We start from the raw sequence: 24,680 nt of genomic DNA on the forward strand, positions 1-24,680 counted from the left end.
AAGGCTGCGACCGAGCTCTACGAGACCAAGCAACAACTGCGCGCGCTCACCGACCGGGCGCGCGAACCGATCGCGATCGTCGGAATGGCGTGCCGCTACCCCGGCGGGGTGCGCTCCCCCGAGGATCTGTGGCGGGTGACCGCGGACGGCATGGACGCCATCGGCGGCTACCCGGCCGATCGCGGCTGGGACCTCGACCGGCTGTTCAGCCCGGATCCCGACGCGCCGGGAAGCATCTACACCCGCGACGGTGGATTCCTCGACGCCGTAGCCGATTTCGACGCGGCCTTCTTCGGGATAGGGCCGCGCGAGGCCGCGGCCATGGATCCCCAGCAGCGCCTGATGCTGGAGGCGTCCTGGGAGGCCCTGGAGGACGCGGGCATCGACCCGATCTCGCTGCGCGGCGGCGACACCGGCGTCTTCGCCGGGGTGATCCACCAGAACTACGGTCCCCGCATCGGCGGGCCGAACATCACCGCCGAGACCGAAGGCCATGCCTACCTGGGTGTTTCGAACGCGGTGCTGTCCGGCCGGATCGCGTACTCGTTCGGTTTCAAGGGCCCGGCCATCTCGGTCGACACCGCGTGCTCGTCGTCGCTGGTCGCCCTGCACCTGGCGTGCCAGGCGCTGCGCCAAGGCGATACGTCGCTGGCGCTCGCGGGCGGCGTGACCATCATGTCGGATCCGTCCCTGCTCATCGCGTTCGCGCGGCAGCGGGCGCTCTCGCCCGACGCGCGCTGCAAGGCCTTCGCGGCGGCCGCCGACGGGACCGGCTTCTCCGAGGGTCTCGGAGTGCTCGTGCTGGAACGGTTGTCGGACGCACAGCGGCTCGGGCACACCGTGCTGGCGGTGATCCGCGGCAGCGCCGTCAATCAGGACGGCGCCAGCAACGGCCTGACCGCCCCCAACGGTCCGTCTCAGGAGCGGGTCATCGCGGCCGCGTTGGCCAATGCCGGTCTGAACCCCTCGGACATCGACGCCGTGGAGGCGCACGGCACGGGCACGATGCTCGGGGATCCGATCGAGGCGTCGGCCCTGATCGGCGCATACGGCAAGCAGCGGGAGGGCGCGCCGCTGCGAGTGGGATCGCTGAAGTCGAATGTCGGTCACACCTCGGCCGCGGCGGGCGTCGGCGGCGTGATCAAAATGGTGCAGGCCCTGCGGTACGGCATGCTGCCGAAGACCTTGCACGTGGACGAGCCCACCCCGCACGTGGACTGGTCGGCCGGCACGGTGCGGCTGCTGCAGGACAGTGAGCCGTGGCCGGTGGGGGAGCGGACCCGGCGGGCCGGAGTCTCGTCGTTCGGAGCCAGCGGCACCAATGCCCACCTCATTCTCGAGGAAGCGCCCGCCCAGCCGGAGGCCGCCGCGTCCGAGGGCGAGCCGGAACCGGCCACGAAACCCGGTGCGGCCGGACCGGTTCCCCTGCTGCTGTCGGGCAAGTCCGAGGAAGCCCTGCGCGCCCAGGCGGATCGACTGCGGCAGCGGCTGATCGACGATCCCGACGCCGATATCTGGGATGTGGCGTACTCCTCGGCGACGTCACGGGCACAGTTGGAGCGGCGCGGCGTGGTCCTGGGGCGCGACCGGGACGAACTGCTGGCCGCACTGGCCGATCTGGCTGCGGGCTCGCACGAAACGATCGAGGGCAGCGCCCGTTCCGGCCGGACAGCGTTCATGTTCACCGGCCAGGGTGCGCAGCGGGTCGGCATGGGTGCGGGCCTGTACGAGGCGTTCCCGGTGTTCGCGACCGCGTTGGACGAGGTCTGTGCGCGTTTCGACATGCTGTTGGGTCGCTCGCTGAAGGACCTGATGTTCGCCGACCCCGAGGGCGTGCTGGATCGGACGGAGTTCACGCAACCGGCGTTGTTCGCCTTCGAGGTGGCGCTGTTCCGCCTGATCGAATCCTTCGGTGTCACACCGGATCTGCTGATCGGGCATTCGATCGGCGAGCTCGCCGCCGCCTATGTCGCGGGCGTGTGGTCACTCGAGGACGCCTGCGCGCTGGTCGCGGCCCGCGGGCGGTTGATGGGCGCGCTGCCCGTCGGCGGCGCGATGCTCGCGGTGGCGGCCGGTGAAAGCCGGGCCGCCGACATCGCCGCCGATTTCGCCGATCGGGTGTCGATCGCGGCAGTGAACGGCCCGTCCGCGACGGTCCTGTCCGGCGACGTCGAGGCCATCGAGGAAATCGAGCGACTCGCCTCCGCCGCGGGCATCAAGACGAACAGGCTGCGCGTCAGCCACGCCTTCCATTCGGCGCGCATGGATCCGATGCTGGCCGAGTTCCGCGCGGTGGCCGCGCGGGTCGAATACCGGTCGCCGCGTGTGCCGATCACGTCGAACGTGACCGGGGAGCTCGCCGGGAACGCGGTGACCGACCCGGAGTACTGGGTGCGGCAGCTGCGCGGTTGTGTGCGGTTCGCGCCGGGTGTGGACGCTCTGGTCGCGGCGGGTGCGCGGCGATTCGTCGAGGTGGGCCCCGACGCCGTGCTCGCCGCCATGACGCGCGACTGTCTGGCGGAGCAGCCGGAGATCGAATCCGTGTCGTCGGTGGTGGCGACCGTGCGGCGGTCGGCCGATGAGGTGGACCGGTTCGCGACGGCCCTGGCACAGGGGCATGTCGCAGGCGCGCGGGTGGACTGGCGTCCATGGTTCACGGGCCGTTCGGCACGCCGAATCCCCTTGCCCACCTATGCCTTCCAGCATCGCCGCTTCTGGCTGTCGGGCGCGGGCGACGCGTCGCCCGCGCAGTCGCCGACCGATCATCCGATCCTCACGGGCGTGGTCGGTCTGGCGGGCTCCGACGAATGGCTGCTGACCGGCCGGTTCTCCTTGCGGACCCATCCGTGGATCGCCGACCACATGACCTACGGCGTCGTGGTGGTGCCGAGCGCGACCTTCATCGAATTCCTCCTGGTCGCGGGCCGCCGAATCGGTTGCGGCGCGGTCGAAGAGCTCACCCTGCAAGCGCCGATCCTGCCGACCGCCGACGACGAGATCGAACTACAGGTGCTGGTGCAGGCGGCGGACGAGTCCGGGCGTCGGCCGTTCGAGTTCTACTTCCGCACCTCCGCCGAGCAGGAATGGATTCACAACGCCACCGGTGTGCTGGGAGCCGAAGGCGATTCGGCGCTGTCGGCGCGGCTGCGCGAGGAGGAATGGCCGCCGGTCGAGGCCGAGATCATCGACAGCGCAGGGCTTCCCGAGCTGATCTCGACATTCGCGGGACTCGAATACGGCCCGGCCTTCCTCGGCGTGCGCGCCGCGTGGCGACGCGACGACGCCGTGTACTCCGAGATCGCGCTGAACACCGAGGCCGCCGAGCCGGGACGGCACGACCTGCATCCCGCCCTGCTCGACATGGTGATGCATGCCGGATTCTCCGGATTGCTCTGGCGTGACGGGGATTCCGACCCCGACGCCGGCCGACTGCTGTTCCGGTGGGGCGGTGCCCGCTTCCACCGGCCGAACGGCCACTGGCCGAGCGAGGTGACCTCGTTGCGGGTCATCGCGACGGCGACCGGGCCGGAAACCATTTCCGTCGCGGCCATCGATCCGGACGGCAGTCCGATCGTGTCGGTCGACGCGGTGGTGATGCGCTCCTACGACGTGAAGGAGTTCCGCAGCAGCCTCGTCGGTGACGAGGCGGGCCTCTACCGGGTGCAGTGGGAGCCCGTCGCGGAATCGGTTGCGGCCGTCGACCGATCCGGGCTTACCCTGGCGGTACTCGGGGATACGACGCTGGCGGGCATCGCGACGGAATATGCGTCGATCACCGATGTCGCTGCGGCCGAGACTGTTCCGGATGCGCTGGTCTGGCGGCCGACCGCACCCGCCACGGCGGGAGTGGACGCCGGGGTTCCGGATGCGGTGCGGGCGCGGGTGCACGGTGCGCTGGCGGCGGTGCGCTCCCTGCTCGCCGAACATCGTCAGGCCGATGCACGGCTGGTCGTGGTGACGACCGGTGCCGTGGGTGTGTCCGGTGAAGCTCCCGATCCGGCCGCCGCGGCGGTGTGGGGCTTGCTGCGCAGTGCGCAATCGGAGCATCCGCAGCGGTTCGTTCTCCTCGACGAGGATCCGGCTCGGCCCGTCGATACGGAAGGCGTTGCCGCCGCCTTGATTTCGGGCGAGCCGCAGATCGCCATCCGGGGCGGGGAGATGCTCGTTCCGCGGATGGTGCGCGCGTCCGTCGCTCCGGAACAGGATGCGCGGCCGTCGTTCGGGTCCGGCACGGTGCTGATCACCGGCGGCACCGGTGGGCTGGGCGCGGTGTTCGCCCGCCATCTCGTCGCCGAACACGGTGTGCGCCAGCTGGTTCTGACCTCGCGGCGCGGATCCGAAGCCCCCGGTGCCGCGGAGCTGGTTACCGAATTGGCGCGGCTCGGGGCCGAGGTTCGGGTTGTCGCCTGCGATATCGCGCATCGTGACGCGGTGGCGGACTTGTTGGCGTCCATCGGCTCCGACGCCCCGCTGACCGCCGTCGTGCACACCGCGGGAATCCTGGACGACGGCACTGTCGAATCGCTGAGCGCCGATCAGCTGGACCGGGTGCTCGCTCCCAAGGTCGACGGCGCCTGGCATCTGCACGAGCTGACCCGGGGCATGAATCTCACTGCGTTCGTGGTGTTCTCGTCGATCGCGACCGTGCTCGGCTCGGCGGGCCAAGGCAATTACGCCGCGGCGAACGGCTTCCTGGACGCCCTGGCGCAGCGGCGGCGGGCCGCCGGTCTGGCCGCCACATCGCTGGCGTGGGGCCCGTGGAACCAGAGCGGCGGCATGACCGCCGGTATGGACCGTGCCGCGCTCGCGCGATGGGACCGCTGGGGCCTGAGTGCGCTCGAAAACGCCGAAGGTATCAGTCTTTTCGACGAATCCCTCGCCCGTCCGGACGCGCATCTGGCTCCCCTCCGCTTCGATGCCGGCGCCCTGCGCCGCGAATCCGACGTCGACGCCGTACCGGCCGTCCTGCGCGGGTTCGTGCGTCGTCCGACGCGTCCCGCGCAACAGCCGGCAGCGGCGGCGGGCTCGCTGGCCGCGCAGCTGGCCGGTGTGCCGCAGGCGCGGCGCGGCGAGCTGGTGCTCGAGGTCGTGCTCACCCAGGCGGCCGCCGTGCTCGGCCACGACTCGGCCGCCGATATCCGAGCCGACCAGCGTTTCGACGAGATCGGCTTCGATTCGCTCGGCGGCGTGGAATTCCGCAACCGGCTCGGCAAGGCCACCGGCCTGCGGCTGCCGTCGACGCTGGTGTTCGACCACCCGACCCCGGCGGCGGTGGCGAAGCTGGTGCTGTCGAGCATCGAGCCGACGGTCGGCGAGCCCGCCAAGAAGCTCGCCCGCCGCGTCCGGGCGGACGAGCCGATCGCGATCGTCGGCATGGCCTGCCGATTCCCCGGCGGCGTCCGGACTCCGGAGCAGCTGTGGGATCTCGTGGCTTCCGGCACCGACGCGACCGGCGACTTCCCCTCCGACCGCGGCTGGGACCTGGAGCGGCTGTTCGACGCGGACCCGGACAAGCCCGGGACCGTGTACACCCGCCGCGGCGGATTCCTCTACGACGCGGGCGATTTCGATCCCGGCTTCTTCGGCATCAGCCCGCGCGAGGCCGTCGCGATGGATCCGCAGCAGCGGCTGCTGCTCGAGGTGTCCTGGGAGGCCCTCGAGGACGCGAGCATCGACCCGAATACCTTGCGGGGCACCGACACCGGCGTCTACGTCGGCGCGGGCTACTCGGGCTACGTCGATCGGGTGGTCGGCGATCTGGAGGGTTACCGGCTCACCGGCACCACGAGCAGCGTGATGTCCGGGCGCGTGGCCTATGTGCTGGGTCTGGAGGGTCCGGCGGTCACCGTGGACACCGCGTGCTCGTCGTCGCTGGTCTCGCTGCATCTGGCCTGCCAGGCGCTGCGCCAGGGCGAGAGCTCGCTGGCGCTGGCGAGCGGCGTGACCGTCGCGGCCAGCCCCTACCTCTACGTGGATTTCGCCCGGCAGCGCGGACTTTCACCGGACGGCCGGTGCAAGGCGTTCTCCGCCTCGGCCGACGGCGTCGCCTTCGCCGAGGGTGTCGGCGTGCTGGTGCTCGAACGCCTCTCCGACGCGAAACGCCTGGGCCACGATGTGCTCGCGCTGGTGCGTGGAACGGCCGTGAACCAGGACGGCGCCAGCAATGGTCTGACCGCACCCAATGGTCCGTCCCAGGAACGGGTGATCGCGGCCGCGCTGGCGAATGCCGGGCTGAACCCCGCGGATATCGACGCGGTGGAAGCGCACGGCACCGGAACCACGCTGGGCGACCCGATCGAGGCCCAGGCGCTCATCGCGGCGTACGGGCAGGACCGGGCGCAACCGCTGCGCATCGGATCGATCAAGTCGAATATCGGCCACACGGTGGCCGCGGCGGGCGTGGGCGGCGTCATCAAGATGGTGCAGGCGCTGCGCCACGAAACCCTGCCCAGGACACTGCATGCCGACGAACCGAGCCCGCACGTGGACTGGTCCGCGGGCGAGGTCCGATTGCTCACCGAGGCCCAGCCGTGGCCGACCGGTGGGCGGGTGCGCCGCGCGGGCGTGTCGTCATTCGGTGTGAGCGGCACCAACGCGCACGCGATCCTCGAGGAAGCGCCCGGCCGACCGGCGGAGATCGCGCCGACGAGCGGCGAACAGCCGAACCCGGTGGTGCCGTTGCTGGTTTCCGCCAAGGGCCGGACCGCTCTGCGTGCGCAGGCGGCGCGACTACGGACCTGGCTGATCGACCACCCCGACACCGATCCGGCGGCCGTGGCGCAGGCGCTCGCCACGACACGGGCCCAGCACGAGTCGCGGGCGGTGATCCTGGGCGGCGACCGTGACGAACTGCTCGCGCGGCTCGCCCAACTCGCCGCCGGATCCGACACGGCCGGAGTGGTTTCCGGCACTGTCGGCTCCGGCAAGACCGCCTTCCTGTTCACCGGTCAGGGCGCGCAGCGAGTCGGTATGGGCGCGGGCCTGGCCGCGGCCTTCCCGGTATTCGCGGCGGCCCTCGACGAGGTGTGCGCGCGATTCGATCCGCTGCTCGAATGTTCGCTGAAGGAGGCGATGTTCACCGGACACCTGGTCGACGACCGGGGAGTCGGTGCGGAAACCGGGATTCTGGATCGAACCCGGCTGACCCAGCCCGCGCTGTTCGCCTTCGAGGTGGCGCTGTATCGACTGCTGGAGTCGTTCGGAATCGTCCCGGATGTGGTGATGGGCCACTCGATCGGCGAACTGGCGGCGGCGCACGTGGCCGGTGTGTGGTCATTGGATGACGCCTGCGCACTGGTCGCCGCGCGCGGACGGCTGATGGAGGCACTGCCCGAAGGCGGAGCCATGCTGGCGGTCGCCGCATCCGAGACCGAAGTCCGCACGGCGATCACCGGATTCGGCGGCCGGGTCTCGATCGCGGCGGTGAATGCGCCTGCCGCCGTGGTGATCTCGGGGGACAAGGATGCCGTCGAAGAGTTCGAGCGGCAGTCCACCGGGCTGGGCCGCAGGACGAACCGGCTGCGCGTCTCGCACGCGTTCCACTCCCATCGAATGGAGCCGATGCTGGCCGAGTTCGAAACGGTCGCGGCCGGGGTGACGTACACGGCCCCGCGAATTCCCCTGGTGTCCAATATCTCCGGCGAGACGGCCGGTGCGGAGATCCTCGAGCCCGGGTACTGGGTGTCGCAGGTCCGTGCCGCGGTGCTTTTCGCGCCCGGTGTCGAGACGCTGGTCGCGTCGGGTGTGCGCCGGTTCCTCGAAATCGGTCCCGACGCGGTGCTGGCGGCCATGACACGGCAGACCCTGCCCGAGGAGATCGAGGCTCGATCGGTGGTCGGCGCGGCGGCCCGCCGCGACCACGACGAGGTCGAGCAGTTCCTGACCATGCTCGGCCGGGCACACGCCGCCGGTCTGACCGTCGACTGGGCTCAGCTGTTCGGCAGTCGGCAGGCATCGCGAATCACCCTGCCCACCTATGCCTTCGAGCATCGGCGGTACTGGCTCGACCCGAGTGTGTCCGCGCCGCGGAATGCCTCCGACCATGCGCTGCTCACCGGCATGGTGCGGGTCGCCGACCGCGATGAGTGGTTGTTGACCGGCCGGTTCTCGCTGCGCACCCATCCCTGGATCGCGGACCACACCACCTACGGCGTGGTGCTCGTCCCGAGCGCCGCGCTCATGGAGATGCTGCTGGTCGCCGGTGAGCGCCTCGGCTGCGACACCGTGCACGAGCTCACCCTCGAAACACCGATCCTCCCGCCGGCGGACGGCGAGGTCGAACTGCAAGTGGTGGTGCGCGAACCGGATTCGGCGGGACGCCGATCCTTCACCTTCCACTATCGCCTCGCCGACGGCGAATGGACGCGCAACGCCAGCGGCGTACTCAGCGGTCGAGGACCCGACAACGGACTCATGGACCTGCTGCGCAGCGAGCCGTGGCCGCCCGCCGACGCGGAATCGGTGGACCCCGAATGGATCCCGGCCCAGGTCGCCCGGGTCGCCGGACTGGAATACGGCGCCTCGTTCATCGGCCTGCACGGCGCGTGGCGGCGGGGCGACACCATCTTCTCCGAGGTCACTCTGAACTCGGAGACCCCGTCCGACGGATTCCGCCTGCACCCGGCGCTGTTCGACATGGCGCTGCACGCCGGACTGGTGTGCCTGATCTGGAACGAGGAGAAGAGCGACCCCGCCGAGGGCAAACTGCTGTTCCGCTGGGGCGCTTCGCGATTCCACACCACGGCCAAGGTCACGTCCCTGCGGGTGATGGCCGTACAGCGCGGTGCCGAGACGATCAGCGTCGTGGCCGTCGACCAGGACGGCAATCCGGTCGTCTCCGTCGACGAAGTGGTCATGCGCTCCTACGACGTCGAGCAATTCGGTGCCACGCTGTCGGGTGGACAGGCGGCCCGGTACGGGTTGCGCTGGACGGCGATCGAGCCGTCGGCCGGGTTCATCCCCACCGGCGGCATGGCCGTGCTCGGAGACGCACCGGTACCCGGAATCGGCGAGAGGTATCCGGATCTGGCCGCCCTCGCCGCGGCCGCAACGGTTCCCGAGATCGTCGTGTGGTCCGAATCGGACGGATCGCACCGTGATCCGACACAGTCGGCGAGTGACCGGGTGAAGGCCGCCCTGCACACGGTGAACGGCTGGCTGGCCGAGGATCGCCTGGCGCGATCGCGACTGGTCGTGGTGACCGATCGCGCGGCCGCCGTGCCGGAGGGCGCTCCGGACACCGCGTCGGCGGCGGTGTGGAGTCTGATCCGCAGTGCGCAGACCGAATACCCGGAGCGGATCGTGCTGATCGACGCCGACGACTCCGCTGGCGCACAACCTATTTCGGCCGAGTCGATCCGAGCCGCGCTCGTGACCGGAGAGCCGGAGCTGGCGGTGCGGGCCGACCGTGTCCTGGTGCCGCGACTCGAGTCGGTGACATCCACTGTCGCCGAGCGGGTTTCGTTCGGGACCGGGACGGTTCTGATTACCGGTGGCACCGGCGGGTTGGGCGCACTGCTCGCCAGGCACCTGGTCACAGCACACGGGGTCCGACGGCTGCTGCTGGTTTCCCGTCGCGGCGAGCTCGCCGACGGCGCACCGGAACTCGCGGGGGAGCTGTCGAGCCTCGGTGCTGAGGTGCACATCGCCGCCTGCGATGTCGCCGACCGCGACGCACTGCGGGACCTGCTGGCGGACATCCCCGCCGAGTACCCGCTCACCGGCGTCGTGCACGCGGCGGGCGTCCTCGACGACGGCACGTTCCACACGCTCACCGATCAGCAGATCGACCGGGTGTTCGCGCCCAAGGCCGATGCCGCCCGGCAGCTGCACGAGCTCACCCGCGACCTGAATCTCTCCGCGTTCGTGATGTTCTCCTCGATCGCCGGACTGATCGGATCGCCGGGCCAGGCGAACTACGCCGCCGCCAACGGCTTCCTGGACGCCCTCGCCCTGCGCCGCCGCGCCGAAGGGCTGCCCGCGCTCGCGCTGGCGTGGGGTCCGTGGCAGCCCGAAATCGGCATGACCGGCGCATTGGATCGCCATGCCCTGGGCCGACTGGACCGAATGGGCCTGATCCCGTTGGGCCGCACCGACGGTCTGCGATTGTTCGACGAATCGCTGACCACGGCGGAACCGGTCGCCGCGCCGGTGCACCTGGATCCCGTCAAACTGCGCCTGGCCGCGCACAGCGGTCCGGTTCCGGTGGTGCTGCGCGGGTTCGTCCGCACACCCGGCCGGACGGCCGTCACCCCGACGGCCGAACCGTCGCTCGGGGAACTGCTGCACGGTGTGGCCGAGTCGAAGCGCTACCGGGTCGTCCTGGACCTGGTGCGCGAGCAGGTGGCCACGGTGCTGGGTTACGCCTCGCCGGACGACATCGGGCCCGATCAAGGTTTCGACGAGCTCGGTTTCGATTCCCTCGGCGGTGTGGAGTTCCGGAACCGCCTGTCCAAGGTGACGGGTCAGTCGCTGCCCTCGACCCTGGTATTCGACTACCCCACCGCGAGCGACATCGCGGGCTACCTGCTGGAGCGGGCCGTCGTGGCCGCGCCCGCACAGCCCGCCGCGGCGCCGGACGATATCGCCCGGCTGGAGGCCATGGTCGAGCGGATCATCGCCGCCGGCGACAACGCCGACGAGAGCGTCGCGGCCCTGCGGGGCATCGCCGAGCGGCTTCGCACCCATCTGGGGGACACGTGGTCGGGCAGTGGCTACGACGACCTCGAATCCCATTCCGACGATGAACTTCTGAACCTGATCGACGAGGAGTTTGGTCCCGCATGAGCAATCCGAGCACCAGCAACGAGGAACGTCTCAGCCGGTACCTGCGGAAGGTCACCGGTGACCTCCGCACCGCCAACAAGCGCATCCAGCAGCTGGAAGACCGTGCCGGAGAGCCGCTCGCGATCGTCGGCATGAGCTGCCGGTACCCGGGCGGTGCGGATACGCCCGCCCGGCTGTGGGAGCTGGTCTCCTCCGGCACCGACGCGGTCGGGCCGTTCCCGGCCGACCGCGGCTGGGACCTCGAGGGGCTCTACGACAGCGACCCCGACACGCCGGGCACCATCTCCACCCGGGAGGGCGGATTCCTCTACGACGCGGGCGATTTCGACGCCGGATTCTTCTCGATCCCGCCCAGCGTCGCCGAGTCGATGGATCCGCAACAGCGGTTGTACCTGGAAGCCACCTGGGAGGCGCTGGAGGACGCGGGCATCGACCCGGTGTCGCTGCGCGGCGGCGACACCGGCGTGTACGCCGGAGTCATCCACCAGGACTACGGCCCCCGCATCGGTTCACCGGGGCTGACCGCCGAATCGGAAGGCCAGGCCTACCCGGGTGTTTCGGCCAGCATCCTCGCCGGACGCGTCGCCTTCACCTTCGGGTTCAAGGGCCCGGCGCTGTCGGTGGACACCGCGTGCTCCTCGTCCCTGGTGGCCCTGCACCTCGCCTGCCAGGCCCTGCGCCAGGGCGAGACCTCGCTCGCCCTGGTGGGCGGGGTCACCGTCATGTCCGACCCCACCCTGCTGATCGCCTTCAGCCGCCAGCGCGGGCTGTCCCCCGACGCCCGGTGCCGGGCCTTCGCGGCGGCGGCCAACGGGACCGGATTCTCCGAGGGCCTCGGCATGCTCGCGGTGGAGCGGCTGTCGGATGCCCGCCGCCACGGCCACCGCGTCCTCGCGGTCATCCGGGGCAGCGCGATCAACCAGGACGGCGCGAGCAACCGGCTGACCGCGCCGAACGGTCCCTCACAGGAGAAGGTGATCGCGCAGGCGCTCGCCAATGCCGGTCTGGCACCGGCCGATATCGATGCGGTCGAGGCGCACGGCACCGGCACCACTCTCGGCGACCCGATCGAGGCGCAGGCCCTGATCGCCGCCTACGGCCGCGGCCGCACCGGAGATCCGTTGCGCATCGGTTCGCTCAAATCGAATGTCGGGCACACCTCCGCCGCGGCCGGCGTCGGCGGCGTGATCAAGATGGTGCAGGCGCTCCGGCACGAAATGCTTCCCCCGACACTGCATGTCGACGCGCCGACCCCGGAGGTGGACTGGTCGGCGGGCACCGTGCGACTGCTCACGGCGGCGGAACCGTGGCCCGCCGGAGAGCGGGTCCGGCGCGCCGGGGTGTCCTCCTTCGGTGCCAGCGGCACCAATGCGCACGTGATCCTGGAAGAGGCTCCCGCCGTGGCGGCACCGGCCGAACCGGCCGAGGCCGCCGAGGGCAGTGCGCGGGTGCCCTCCGCCCTCACCCCGTGGCTGGTCTCGGCGAAAACCGAAGAGGGCCTGCGCGCACAGGCCGCCCGACTGCGGCACTGGGTACTCGACAACCCCGACCTGGCGATCGACGACATCGGCTATTCACTGCTGACCACGCGCGCCCAGTTGGAGTGGCGGGGCGCGGTGGTGGGCGAGGACCGCGAAGCGCTGCTCGCCGGACTCGAGGTCCTGACCGAACCCACGGAGTCCACCGATGTGGCTGCGGGACGGGCTGTTTCGCGTAAGGCGGCGTTCCTGTGCACCGGGGGCGGCGCGCAGCGGGTCGGCATGGGACGCGAACTGTACGAGGCTTTCGGCGTGTTCGCCGCCGCGTTGGACGAAGTCTGCGAACACTTCGACCCGCTCATGGGCGGCTCGCTGAAGCGCCTGATGTTCACCGGCCGGTGGGGCGAGGACGACTCCGCCGATGCCGATACCAGCGTGCTGCACCGGATCGAGTTCAGCACCCCCGCACTGTTCGCCTACGAAGTCGCCCTCAGCCGCCTCCTCGACTCGTTCGGCGTGACACCCGATGTCCTGGTGGGACATTCGACCGGTGAACTCGCCGCCGCGTACCTCGCCGGGGTGTGGTCGCTGCCGGACGCCTGCCGACTGGTCGAGGCGCGCGGTCGCCTCATGGGGCAGTTGCCCGACGGCGGCGCGATGCTGGCCGTCGCGGCCGACGAGAACGAAGTGGCCGAGGCGCTCGCCGACCACGCGGGCCGCGTGTCCATCGGCGCGGTGAACGCGCCGGACGCACTGGTGGTCTCCGGTGACGAGGACGCGGTGGCGGCGATCGAGCGGTGGTTCGCCGACCGTGGGCGGGAGACGTCCCGGCTGCGGATCTCGATCGCCTCGCACTCGCACCGGATGGATCCGATGCTCGACGAATTCGCCGCTGTCGCACGGGAGGTGACCTACCACCGTCCGCGGACTCCGCTGGTGTCGAATCTGTCGGGCCGGATGGCGGGCGATGAGGTGCTCGATCCCGACTACTGGGTCGCGCACATCCGTGGGACCGTGCAATTCGCCCGTGGCATAGACGCTCTGGTGGCCTTCGGCGCGCGACGATTCCTCGAGATCGGCCCGGATGCCGTGCTGACGGCCATGACCCAGCAGAACCTGTCGGCGGATATCGCGGCGCAGTCGCTGCTGGTCGCCGCAGCGCGGCGCGGTCGCGGCGAGGCCGAGCAGTTCCTGAACTGCCTGGCGCGCGCCTACACCGCCGGTGTCGAGGTCGACTGGCGGGTGCTCTTCGCGGCACGCCCGGTCTCCCCGGTGTCGTTGCCCACCTATGCTTTCCAGCGCCGCCGCTACTGGCTGCCGGTCTCGCGCGGCACCGGCGGTGTCGAAGCCGCGGGACTGAGCGTGATCGAACACCCCATGCTGGACGCGGCACTGCCGATGGCCGATGGTGGTTTCGTCCTGACCGGGCAGCTGTCCGCGCTGTCGCAACCCTGGCTGGCCGACCACGCCATCCGCGAGGTCATGGTGCTGCCCGGGACCGCGTTCGTGGAATTGGCCCTGTGCGCCGGGGCCGAGACCGGGTGCCCGGTGATCGAGGAACTGACATTGCAAGCGCCGCTGGTCTTTCCGACCACGGGCGGCGTGCACGTCCAGATCGTGGTCGGCCCCGAATCCCCGCAACGGGCGATATCGATCTACTCCCGTGGTGAACACGACCACGACGGACAGTGGGTGCTGCACGCCCACGGGCTGCTGACCGGCCGGACCGGCACGGCCGCACCCGAATCGGAGGTGTGGCCGCCTGTCGCGGCAACCGAGGTCGACCTCGCGGGCGCCTTCCTGACGCCCGACTACGACATGGGACCGGCCTTCCGGAACGTGCGGGCACTGTGGCGGCGTGGCGACGAGGTCTTCGCGGATATCGCCCTCGACGCCGAAACCGGTGCGCACGCCGAAGGATTCGGAATTCATCCCGCCTTGCTGGACGCGGTCATCCAGGCGGGACTGCTGGCCGGTGCGGTCGAGATCCCGGCGGGCCAGGTAGTGCTGCCGTTCTCGTGGGAGTCGGTGTCGCTGTACACGACCGAGGCGTCGGCATTGCGGGCGCACCTGACCGTCGACGGGGCGTCGGCGACGCTGCGGGTGACGGACCAGAAGGGACAGCCGGTGTTGTCGGGCACGGTGACCAGCCGCCCGATGCCGCTCGGGCAACTCGTCGCGGCGCGCGGCGTGGCCGACCCGGTCCTCGAACTGGTGTGGTCCCCGGCCGAGGCGGGCGAATACCGCACGGACGATTCGAGCGTGGGCTGGTGGGACCGATTGGTTCCGGACGCCGCGGTACCGCCGGTGGTGGTGATCGAGGCCGGGACCGGGTGGAGCGAGCACACCGGTACCGACGTGGTGACCGCGACCCACACCGAAGTCGTGCGGATACTCGACGTGGCGCAGGCGTGGGCGGCCGACAGCCGGTTCGCGGCGAGCACCCTGGTGGTCGCCACCCACGGGGCGGTGCCGCTGCCCGGTGAGGACTGCACCGACCTGGCGGGCGCCGCGGTGTGGGGTCTGATACGGACCGCGCAGGCCGAAGATCCGGGCCGGATCATCCTGGTGGACACGGATATTAGCGTCGACGGGCAGGTCGCGGCCCGCATCGCGGCCATGGACGAACCCCAGCTGGTCGTCCGCGACGACGTCACCTACACCGCCCGTCTCGCCCGTCCCGCCGCGCCGATCGCTGACGTCGATTCCGTCGGAGCCTTCGGCACCGGCACGGTGCTGATCACCGGCGGCACAGGCGGGTTGGGCGCGGTCGTGGCCCGGCACGTGGTCGTGGAGCACGGCGTGACCTCGCTGGTACTGGTCAGCCGCAGCGGCCCGGACGCGGAAGGCGCGGCGGCATTGATCGCCGAGCTCGAGCAGCTCGGCGCGCAGGCCCGCGTGGTGGCCTGCGATGTCAGCGATGCCGACGCGGTGGCCGCCCTCGTGGCGGGTATTCCGGCCGAGCGGCCGCTGACGGGCATCATCCATGCCGCCGGAGTGCTCGACGACGGGACCATCGGTTCGCTCACCGCACAGCGGATGGACGCGGTCCTCGCACCGAAGGCCGATGCCGCCTGGCATCTGCACGCGGCGACCGAAGATCTGAATCTGGCCGCGTTCGTGGTCTTTTCGTCCGTATCGGGCACGATCGGCGCTCCCGGGCAGGCCAACTACGCGGCCGCGAACACCTTCCTCGACGGACTGGTGGCACACCGCAGGGCGCGCGGCCTGTCCGGCCGGTCGCTGGCATGGGGGCTGTGGGCGCGCACGAGCGGTATGACAGGGGGCCTGGACGCGTCCGACGTGGCCCGGCTGAGCCGCGGCGGATTCCTCGCGATGCCCGACGAACACGCCTTCGCCGGTTGGCGCGCGGCACTCGGACGAGACGCGGCACACGTGGTGATCGCCGCGGTGGATACGGCCGAACTTCGTGTCCAGGCCGAAAGCGGGCTCCTGCCAACGGTTCTGCGCGGCCTGGTACCGCAGACGGGCGGTCGCCCCCGGCAGACCCGGCAACCGTCGGCAGCCCCGGCGGCGACGTCGGATCTCCGGCAGCGGGAGACGGTCCTGGACATCGTCATCCGCCACGTCGCCGCCGTGCTCGGTCACGACAGCACCGCCGCGATCGATCCCGACCGCCTGTTCACCGAGCAGGGTTTCGACTCGCTGGGCGCGGTCGAACTGCGCAACCGCCTGCAGACCGCCACCGGCCTGTCCCTCCCGCCCGCGGTCGCCTTCAAACACCCGTCCCCCAACGCGCTCACCGACCACCTCCACGAACAACTCGCCGACCGGCCCGGGGAAACCCCGGTCCGCTCGATCGACGCGGTGTTCGAAGAGCTGGAAGCCGTACTCGCGGCGGGAGATTGGGACGATCCGGAGAAGGCCCGCATCGCGACCCGGTTGCGCTCCATGGTGGACGAGTCCGCGGTTCCGGTGGTCCGCCGCGCGACCGAGCACGACATCGAGGACATCGTCCAGGTCGTCGCCCGCGCCTTCGATGTCGACGACCCGGTCGAGGAATACGTGTTCCCGGACCCGGCGGTGCGCCACCGGCGCGCCCCGGACATGGTGCGCCTCATGATCAAATATCGATTCCTGCCCGTCAACGGCGCCGCGGTGGCCACCGTCGACGGCAAGATCGTGGCCGCACTGCTGTGGTACCCGCCGTACTACCGCAATTCGCTGTGGCGAGAGACGATTTCGGGTCCGCAGCTGTTGAAGGCCATGGGCACCGCGACGCGCCGCGGCATGGAGGTCGATGCCGCCATCGCGCGGGTGGCGCCCCCGCAGCCCCACACCACGCTGGTCTACCTCGCCTGCACACCCGAATGGCAGGCCGCCGGTGTGGGAATGGCCCTGGCCGACTGGGCCGTCGCGGAGGCTGACGAATACGGCGCCACGGTCGGCGGCATCTGCAAGGACGCCAACCTCCCCTTCTACGAGGCGTTCGGCGGCGAATTCGTCACCAAGACCCGGCTCGGCCGCAAGGGCCCGGAGATGAATTACGTCCTGCGACCGGCCGCCACCCGGAAGCGAGGTCCGCACGCCTGAAAGCGATATGGCTTCGTTTCAGCCCGGTTATCCGGCATTCCCATAGAGTGGGAGCGTGGCCGCACTTCTCACCCAAGGGCAAACCGGTGAACTGGGCGTCGCGGACATCACCGTGACGGTGCACTTCAGCGCGGGCATCGATCTGTCCGCGCTGTTGCTCACCGATCAGGGGACGGTGCGCGCCGACACCGATCTCATCTTCTACAACCAACCGACCGGTTCCGGCGTGCAATTGGTACCCGGGCAGAACGCCGTAGCCGTCAGTCTGCGCTCGGTACCGCAGGGGGTGGCCCACATTCGGATCGTGGTCACCCTCGACGACCGTGACGGACGGCTCGGGGACTACCCGCCGCCGCACATCGGAATCGCCGACGACCGGGGAAACCCGCTCTACGAGTACGTGATCGACGGCCTGGGCAACGAGACCACGGTGGCGGCGGTGGACCTGGACCGCGGCAGCGACGGATGGTACACCCGCGCGGTCGGATTCGGGCATCCGCGCGGATTCGCCGCCCTGCTCGCCGATCACGGCGTCTCGGTCAGCAATTCGCCGCAACCGGCGCGCCCGCCCGCCCCCGCCATCGCACCGGTGCTGCGCTCCGGCGACACCGTCGCGCTGCGGCGGCAGGGCGCGGACCTGAGCTTCGTGAAAATGGGCCTGGGCTGGGATCCCGTTCACGTGCAGCACAAGTGGGGCTCGCGCCCGGCGGAGATCGACCTGGACGCCTCGGCCCTGATGTACGCCGGAAACGATCTCGTCGACGTCGCCTACTACGGGCAGCTGGTCACCAAGGACGGGGCCATCCGCCATTCCGGCGACAACCTCACCGGTGAGGGCAAGGGCGACGACGAGGTGATCACCGTCGACCTGACCCGGGTCGGGTCGCACGTCACCGCCATCATCTTCGTCATCACCTCCTACGCCGGCCACACCTTCGAGCGGGTGCGAAACGCGTTCTGGCGCTTGATCGACGGCACCACCAGCACCGAGCTCACCCGCTCCAACCTGAGCGCGGGCGGCCCGCACACCGGCATGGTGGTGGCGAAAGTGCATCGCGAGGACGGCATCTGGAAGGTGCAGGCCCTCGGACACCCCATCCAGGCCGGGCACCCGGTCGAGGCGGCCGCACAGGTCGGCAAGTACCTCTGAGCTCAGGACACGGTGATGAAGCGGCCCAGTTGCGGTACCGCCTCACCGGGATGCTTGGCCTGGAAGCCTTCACCGATGGCCTCCAGCCGCCACTCGCCCCCGGCGCGGAACACCTTCGCCATGGCGATCGCGGTGAACGGCATGCCGCCGGCCAGGGCGTAGCGCGCCAGCTCCGCCTGCGTGGTGTCGTCGACCAGTCGGCAGTAGGCGTTGCTGACCTGCTCGAAGGTGTGGCCCTGGTAGGAGGTGACGATGAACAGCAGCGTATTGACCTGGTGCGGAACGCGAGTCAGGTCGACCTGGATCTGTTCGTCGTCACCCACCCCGCCGCCGCCGGTGAGGTTGTCGCCGGAATGCCGGATGGAACCGTCCTTGGAGATCAGCTGGCCGTAGTAGGCCACATCCACCAGATGCCGGTCGGCGAACATCGCCACCCAGGCATCCAGGTCGATATCGACCGCGCGCCGCCCGAACAGGCCGCCCTGCTTGACCGGATCCCAGCCCAGGCCCATGCGGATCCGGGTGAGCGCCACCCCGCCCTCCTTGCGCAGGGTCACCCGCTGCCCCTTGGACAGGTTCACCGGCCGCCCGCGCGACAGCTCACCGCGAGCGGGCGGCGGCGCGGACTGGGCCGGAGCCGGCGGCTGCTGCGGGGGATACGGCGAATTCGGCGGGGGCTGAGCAGGATACGGTGAGCTGGGTGTCACCGGGGTCGGCTCGACGGGTGGCGGATAGGCCGTGGGGGCGGGCGGCGGCGGGGGAGCGGCCGGGGCCCGTGCCGGGCGCGGAGCCTCCTCGACCGTGACGCCGTGATCGGTGACCAGCGCCGCGAACCCACCGGCATACCCTTGCCCGACGGCACGGACCTTCCAATTGCCGTACCGCCGATACAACTCCACGGCGATCACGATCGATTCACTGTGCAGATCCTCGATCTTGTACTCGAACAGCGCGTTCCCGCCCGGATCGGCCACCACGGCGACCGGTGGCGCCAGACGTCCGAAGGTTCCGCCCTCGTCGAGGGTGATCACCGCCCGGATCTGGGTGATCTCCGCGGGTACCTGCCCGAGCGACACGACCAGCTCGGCCGGATGCCCGGCCACTCCGTTGCGCAGCCGCACCCCCGGCCCCGACGGCTGGTTGTAGAACACGAAATCCGCGTCCGAGCGCACTTTCCCGCCGTCGGTCACCAGCAGCGCCGACAGTTCGGCGGCGGCCGCGACCCGAACGGACACCACCACCTCCGCGGCGGCCAAGGACCCGTTCTGACCCTTCACAAGCGTTGTGGACAAGGCCGACCCTCCCGTATCGAAACGTCCTCCTGCCACTCTAGGAGTCCGCGCGGTCCTCAGCAGCCGAGCTGAGCGGCCAGATCCAGGAAATCCACGGCATTGATATCGAACTCGTCCGAAAACTCCGCGTCACCCAGGGCAGGGTCACCGTATTCGAGTGGCCGGGCGATGAACGCCGTCCCGAATCCCAGCTCCTTGGCGGCGCGGATATCGTATTTGTGGCTGGCCACCATCATGATCTCCGACGGCGCGAGACCCAGGTAGCGCGCCGCGAGCCCGTAGGTCCGCGGGTCCGGTTTGAACACGCCCACCATCTCCGCCGCGAAGATCGCGTGCCAGGGCAGCTCGGCGCGCCGCGAAATCTCGATCACCGCACTGACATCGGCGTTCGACAGGGTCGCCAGCGTGAACCGTTCGCGCAACCGGGTCAGCCCCGCCACGGTGTCGGGCCACGGCCGCAGCCGCGCCCAGGCCCGCGCGAGCTCGTCGCGTTCCGGCGTACCCAGGTCGATACCGTCGGCGGCGAGCAGCGGATCCAGGGTCGCGCGGTACACCGAGGCCACGCTCACCCACCCGTTTTCCGCGGGCTGCTGGGAGGTCTGCGCGAAATAGGCGGCCCGCCACCTGTTCACGAACCCCGACCAGTCGTGCCCCGGCGCGAGCGGTCCGGCGATCGATTCGGCCGCGATCCGGATGGTCGAATGGAAATCGGTCGCCGTCCCCTGGACATCGAACAACAGTGCCTTGACCACGCACCGACCCTACCCACGCGCGGGCCCGGCCAGGGGTGAGGCTTTTCTCATACTCCGGCACTCGACAGCGGAATTAGGCTGACCGGCATGGAGATCGGGCGAGCCAGTCGAACCGCTTTGGCGACCGCGTACGCGCGGGCCTATCACCAGTTCTCGGACGAGCCCCGAATATTCACCGACCCCTTGGCAGTGCGCATTCTCGGGGTGAGCCCGGATCAGCTCGACGAGCTCGGTGCCGCGACGCTCGACCAGCCCGGCAGCAACGATCCGCGCCGGCGGGGACGGCGGTACTTCCTGGCCGCGCGAGCCCGATACGCGGAGGACGTCGTGGCCCGCGCGGTCGCGGCCGGGTCCCGGCAGGTCGTCATCCTGGGGGCCGGTCTGGACACCTTCGGCTATCGCAATCCGTACCCGGGGGTGCGGGTGTTCGAGGTCGACCACCCCGACACCCAGGCATGGAAGCGCGGCATGCTCGCCGACTCGGGGATCGAGATTCCCGACTCGGTCACCTTCACGCCCGTGGACTTCGAAACCGGCACGCTGGCAGCGGGTTTGGACACCGCCGGATTCCGGCGCGACGAGCCGGCGGCCTTCGTGTGGCTGGGCGTGGTCATGTACCTGACCAAGGACGCCATCGTCGACACGCTCCGATTCATCGCCGCGCAGGCCGAGCCGGTCCAGGTCGTCGCCGACTATCTCAGCCCCGGAACCACCGCCGAGGAGCGCGAGGAGCTGCGCAAACGCGCCGAGCGGCTGGCGAGCCTCAACGAACCCTTCCTGAGCTACCTCGATCCCGGCGAGCTCGGGGAGCTGCTCCGGTCGATCGGTTTCGACGCGGTCGAGCAGTGGACCCTGCCGGAACTGATCCACCAGTACGTCGGGGGGAGTCCGATACCGGAGCTGGCGGCCGGGAGCGCTCTGGTCCGCATCATGTGCGCGAGCCGCGGTGAGGGCCTGAAGATTGACTGAAACTCCCTGAGCCGAAGCTCCTCGCGGCCGTCCGGCGCTCGATACTCGGGTCATGGGCATGTCGCCGGAATGGATGCGGACCGCACGGGCACTGCGGCGGTCCGGGTTCGGAACGACCGGGGCCGAGGTCGACGGTGTCACCGACGTCGCCAGGTACCTGCGTTCCGCGCTCGCCGCCGACCCGGAGGCCGATCCGGGGGCGCGGGCGACGCCCGTCCCGCAGTTCGTGCCGCCCACCCCGGTGGGCAAGAGCGCGACGGCCGAGGTCCGCAAGCAGTACCAGGCCCAGATCACCGGGCAGCTCGACACCCTGACCGGGTGGTGGCTGCGGCGGATGGCGGCGGTGCGGGTACCCGTGCGCGAGAAGCTGACGCTGGTGTGGCACAACCACTTCGCGACCTCCGCCACCAAGGTGCGCAATGCCGCGGAGATGGTCGCGCAGAACCAGACGCTGCGGGCGCACGGCACCGGCGACTTCGGCGTGCTCGCCTACGCCGTGCTCACCGATCCCGCCATGCTGCGCTGGCTCGACGGCGTGGCCAACACCTCGAAAGCGCCCAACGAGAACTTGTCTCGCGAATTCATGGAGCTTTTCGCGCTCGGACACGGCAACGGGTACACCGAAACCGATGTGCGCGAAGGAGCCCGGGCCCTGACCGGCTGGACCATCACCGGCGGGGCGGCGGTGTTCGAAGCCAAACGCCATGACGCCGGATCGAAAACCGTACTGGGAGTGACGGGTCCGCTCGACGCGAAAGCCTTCTGCGACGCCGTGCTCGCCCGGCCCGAATCCGCGCGGTTCGTGGCCACCAGCCTGTGGCGGCTGCTGGCCTCCGACGAACCGCCCTCCGACGCCGCCGTTAACCGGCTCACCGCCGCCTACGGACCCGGACGGGATCTGTCGGCCCTGTACGCGGCGGTGTTCACCGACCCCGAATTCACCTCCGCCCGAGACACTGTCGTGCACGGTCCGGTCGAATGGCTGATCGCCGCGGTGCGGGCGCTCGGGGTGCCGCTCACCGACGACGCCGAGGTTCGCAAACTCGCCGGAACCCTGCGCAGCCTCGGCCAATTGCCGTTCTATCCGCCCAATGTCGGCGGCTGGCCGCGCGGCCAGGGCTGGATGTCCAGCGCGGCGGCGCAGATACGGCTCACGGCGGCAACGGATCTGGTGAAGAAGGCGGATCTGTCGCCGATCACGCAGGCGAGCAGGTCGAGCCGGTTGGACGCCACCGCCTACCTGCTCGGCGTCGGATCCTGGTCCGACCGCAGCGCCAAGGTGCTCGCCACCGTCGTCGACCAGCCGCCCCGGCTGGCCGCCCTGGCCGTCAACACTCCCGAATACCTCACCAGCTGAAGGCCGTACACCATGCCACGAGTCAGTCGCAGACAATTCCTGGTCGGTACCGGCGTGCTGGGGGCGCTCGGCGTGGTCGGCGCGTCCGCCATCACCTGGGACGAACTCCAGCAGCGCGCGACCACCACTCCGCTCGCCGCCGGATCCGGAATCCTGGTGGTGCTCACGCTCTACGGCGGCAATGACGGCATCGGCACGGTGATTCCCTACGCGGACAACGCCTATCACGACGCTCGACCCGAATTGGCCTACCGTCCCGAGGAAGTCCTGCACCTGGACGACCAACTGGGTCTCAACCCCGCACTGAAGGGCCTGTCCGGCCTGTGGAGCGACCATCAGCTGGCCATCGTGCGCGGCGTCGGCTACCCCCGGCCCGACCACAGTCACTTCCGCTCCATGGACATCTGGCAGACCGCCTCGCCCACCGAGCCGGTGCCGACCGGCTGGATCGGCCGCTGGCTCGACGCCACCGGCGACGACCCGGTCCGCGCGGTCAATATCGGCCCGGTCCTGCCGCAGCTCGCCCTCGGCGCGAAACACACCGCGGCGGCACTGGATCCGGCCTCCGCCCCCTTGTCGGCGGACCTGGCCGCGGCGCTGTCCGGACTGGGGGCCGCCGACCCCGCCGACAGTCCGGCGCGCGGGCAGGTCTGCACCGGATACCAGTCCGAACAGGTTGTCCGGCAGACCTTCTCGTCGCTGAAGCCGGATCGGGGCAAGGCCGCCAACCCCCTCACCCCGCAACTCGACCTGGTCTCGCAGTGCATCAAGGCCGGGGTGCCCACCCGTGTCTACTCGGTGAGCCTCGGCGGCTTCGACACCCACGCCGACGAACGCCACACCCAGGAACAACTGCTGGGCCGCATGGACGAGGCCGTGACCGCCTTCCTGAAGGACCTGTCCACCCATCCGCGCGGCCGCGACGTCGTGCTGCTGGCCTACAGCGAATTCGGCCGCCGGGTGGCCGCGAATGCCTCCGAGGGCACCGATCACGGCACCGCCGGACCCGTCTTCCTGGCGGGCGCGCCGGTCGCGGGCGGCTTCCACGGCGAGGAACCCAGCCTCACCGACCTCGACAACGGCGACCTCAAGGCCACGGTCGACTTCCGCGACGTCTATCACGAGGTCCTGCACCGGGTGCTGTCCACCGATCCCACCCCGATCGTCGGCACCGGCCGCACCGACCTCGGGCTGCTGACCGCCTGACCCGCCGCCGGAATCAATCCGCGCCGTCCATGTTTGTAGTGGGCATGGTGGCAGAGGGCATGACCGAGGCATTGCGGGCGATCCGCTTCTCGATCCTGGACCGCTCCCGAGTGCGCGCGGATCAGCCGCATCCGGAGGCGCTGCGCGAGACCGTCGAATTCGCCCGGCTGGCCGAGGAGTGGGGTTATCACCGCTTCTGGGTGTCCGAACACCACAGCGTGCCCGGTGTCGCCGGTTCCGCCCCGACCGTGCTGGCGGGCGCCCTCGCCGCGGCGACCACCCGCATCCGGGTCGGCACCGGCGGCGTCATGCTGCCCAACCATCAACCTCTGATCGTCGCCGAACAATTCGGCGTGCTGGAATCGCTGTTCCCGGGCCGCATCGATATGGGTCTGGGCCGTTCGGTCGGCTTCACCGGCGGCGTGCGCCGCGCCCTCGGCCACGACAAACGCGACGCCGACGACTTCGACGCCCAATTGACCGAGCTGCTGGACTATTTCGCCGGCGGACGCCAGGGTGTGCACGCCTGGCCCGCCGAGGGCCTGCGCGTGCCCGCGTTCCTGCTCGCCATCGGCTCGGGCGCCGAGCGAGCCGCGCGCTTCGGCCTGCCGCTGGTCATCGCGGCCGCCTCCGGTGCGGACGCCATGGTCGAGGCGATCGAGGGCTACCGCACCGAATTCCGCCCCGGCCCCGGCGGCGATACGCCGTATGTGGTGGTGTCCGGCTCGGTCGTGATCGCCGATACCACCGAGCAGGCGCATCGACTGCTGCTCCCCGAAGCCTGGTCGGCGGCCTGGTCCCGAACCCGCGGCGAATTCCCGCCCCTGCTCCCGCCCGAGGAGATCGAGCGCCTGTCGATGACCGAGCGCCAGCGCGGCTTCTTCGAGGATGCTCTGCGCGGTCACCTGCACGGCCCCGAAGCCGAGGTCCTGGCCGGTATCGATCGCCTGATCCGCCGCACCGGCGCCGACGAATTCCTGGTCCACACCAGCACCTACGACCGCACCGCGCGCCTCGAATCCCACCGTCGCCTGGCCGATGCGGTGGGCCTGCGCGAGCGGGCGCCACTCATGCAAAGGTGAACGGAAAGTGAACAACGGTTGACTGAACGGACTGGTTTCAGATATATTGGTCGAT

8 protein-coding genes and 1 pseudogene are annotated in these 24,680 nt (G+C 70.3%); 7 read left to right on the plus strand and 2 right to left on the minus strand.

All coding sequences use genetic code 11. The features are described from left to right. Nucleotides 1–75: 75 nt before the first annotated feature. The 3 genes and pseudogenes from GPX89_RS00840 to GPX89_RS00850 all read left to right on the plus strand — a co-directional run bounded on the left by GPX89_RS00840 (nt 76) and on the right by GPX89_RS00850 (nt 17,967). On the plus strand, nt 76–10,785 hold the full coding sequence (locus tag GPX89_RS00840; RefSeq protein ID WP_456237922.1) for a type I polyketide synthase: 10,710 nt from the start codon (nt 76–78) through the stop codon (nt 10,783–10,785). After that, nucleotides 10,782–16,037 (plus strand): annotated as a pseudogene (locus tag GPX89_RS00845) (type I polyketide synthase); the annotation flags it as partial. The gene GPX89_RS00840 and the pseudogene GPX89_RS00845, both read left to right, overlap by 4 nt. A gap of 835 nt (nt 16,038–16,872) precedes the next feature. Then, nucleotides 16,873–17,967 carry a TerD family protein gene (locus GPX89_RS00850; protein WP_328601385.1) on the plus strand — a complete coding sequence of 365 codons (1,095 nt, stop codon included), beginning with the start codon at nt 16,873–16,875 and terminating at the stop codon, nt 17,965–17,967. 2 nt (nt 17,968–17,969) lie between these two features. Here GPX89_RS00850 and GPX89_RS00855 read toward each other — a convergent pair whose 3' ends face one another. Then, nucleotides 17,970–19,259, minus strand: coding sequence for a TerD family protein (locus GPX89_RS00855; RefSeq protein ID WP_157354572.1), 1,290 nt, complete (start codon nt 19,257–19,259; stop codon nt 17,970–17,972). A gap of 56 nt (nt 19,260–19,315) precedes the next feature. Continuing rightward, nucleotides 19,316–20,011, minus strand: coding sequence for a haloacid dehalogenase type II (locus GPX89_RS00860; RefSeq protein ID WP_328601386.1), 696 nt, complete (start codon nt 20,009–20,011; stop codon nt 19,316–19,318). Nucleotides 20,012–20,098: 87 nt separating this feature from the next. On the opposite strand from GPX89_RS00860, the gene GPX89_RS00865 reads away from it, so the two are divergent. From GPX89_RS00865 to GPX89_RS00880, 4 genes are read left to right on the plus strand one after another with little or no spacing between them, the layout of a single operon-like run. Continuing rightward, on the plus strand, nt 20,099–20,980 hold the full coding sequence (locus GPX89_RS00865) for a class I SAM-dependent methyltransferase (RefSeq protein WP_157354574.1): 882 nt from the start codon (nt 20,099–20,101) through the stop codon (nt 20,978–20,980). A gap of 52 nt (nt 20,981–21,032) precedes the next feature. Next, nucleotides 21,033–22,337, plus strand: a complete 1,305-nt coding sequence (locus GPX89_RS00870; RefSeq protein WP_157354576.1) for a DUF1800 domain-containing protein — start codon at nt 21,033–21,035, stop codon at nt 22,335–22,337. Between the two features lie 12 nt (nt 22,338–22,349). Beyond that, nucleotides 22,350–23,543 carry a DUF1501 domain-containing protein gene (locus GPX89_RS00875; RefSeq protein WP_157354578.1) on the plus strand — a complete coding sequence of 398 codons (1,194 nt, stop codon included), beginning with the start codon at nt 22,350–22,352 and terminating at the stop codon, nt 23,541–23,543. Between the two features lie 59 nt (nt 23,544–23,602). Next, on the plus strand, nt 23,603–24,625 hold the full coding sequence (locus GPX89_RS00880) for an LLM class flavin-dependent oxidoreductase (RefSeq protein ID WP_157354580.1): 1,023 nt from the start codon (nt 23,603–23,605) through the stop codon (nt 24,623–24,625). The last annotated feature ends 55 nt before the right edge of the window (nt 24,626–24,680 follow it).

The organism is Nocardia terrae (genome assembly GCF_009760405.1).
Lineage (GTDB): Bacteria > Actinomycetota > Actinomycetes > Mycobacteriales > Mycobacteriaceae > Nocardia > Nocardia terrae.

Coding starts and splice junctions, on each gene's coding strand:
- GPX89_RS00870 (WP_157354576.1), top strand. CDS start 21,033: ATGGGCATGTCGCCGGAATGGATGCGGACCGCACGGGCACTGCGGCGG.
- GPX89_RS00865 (WP_157354574.1), top strand. CDS start 20,099: ATGGAGATCGGGCGAGCCAGTCGAACCGCTTTGGCGACCGCGTACGCG.
- GPX89_RS00880 (WP_157354580.1), top strand. CDS start 23,603: ATGACCGAGGCATTGCGGGCGATCCGCTTCTCGATCCTGGACCGCTCC.
- GPX89_RS00875 (WP_157354578.1), top strand. CDS start 22,350: ATGCCACGAGTCAGTCGCAGACAATTCCTGGTCGGTACCGGCGTGCTG.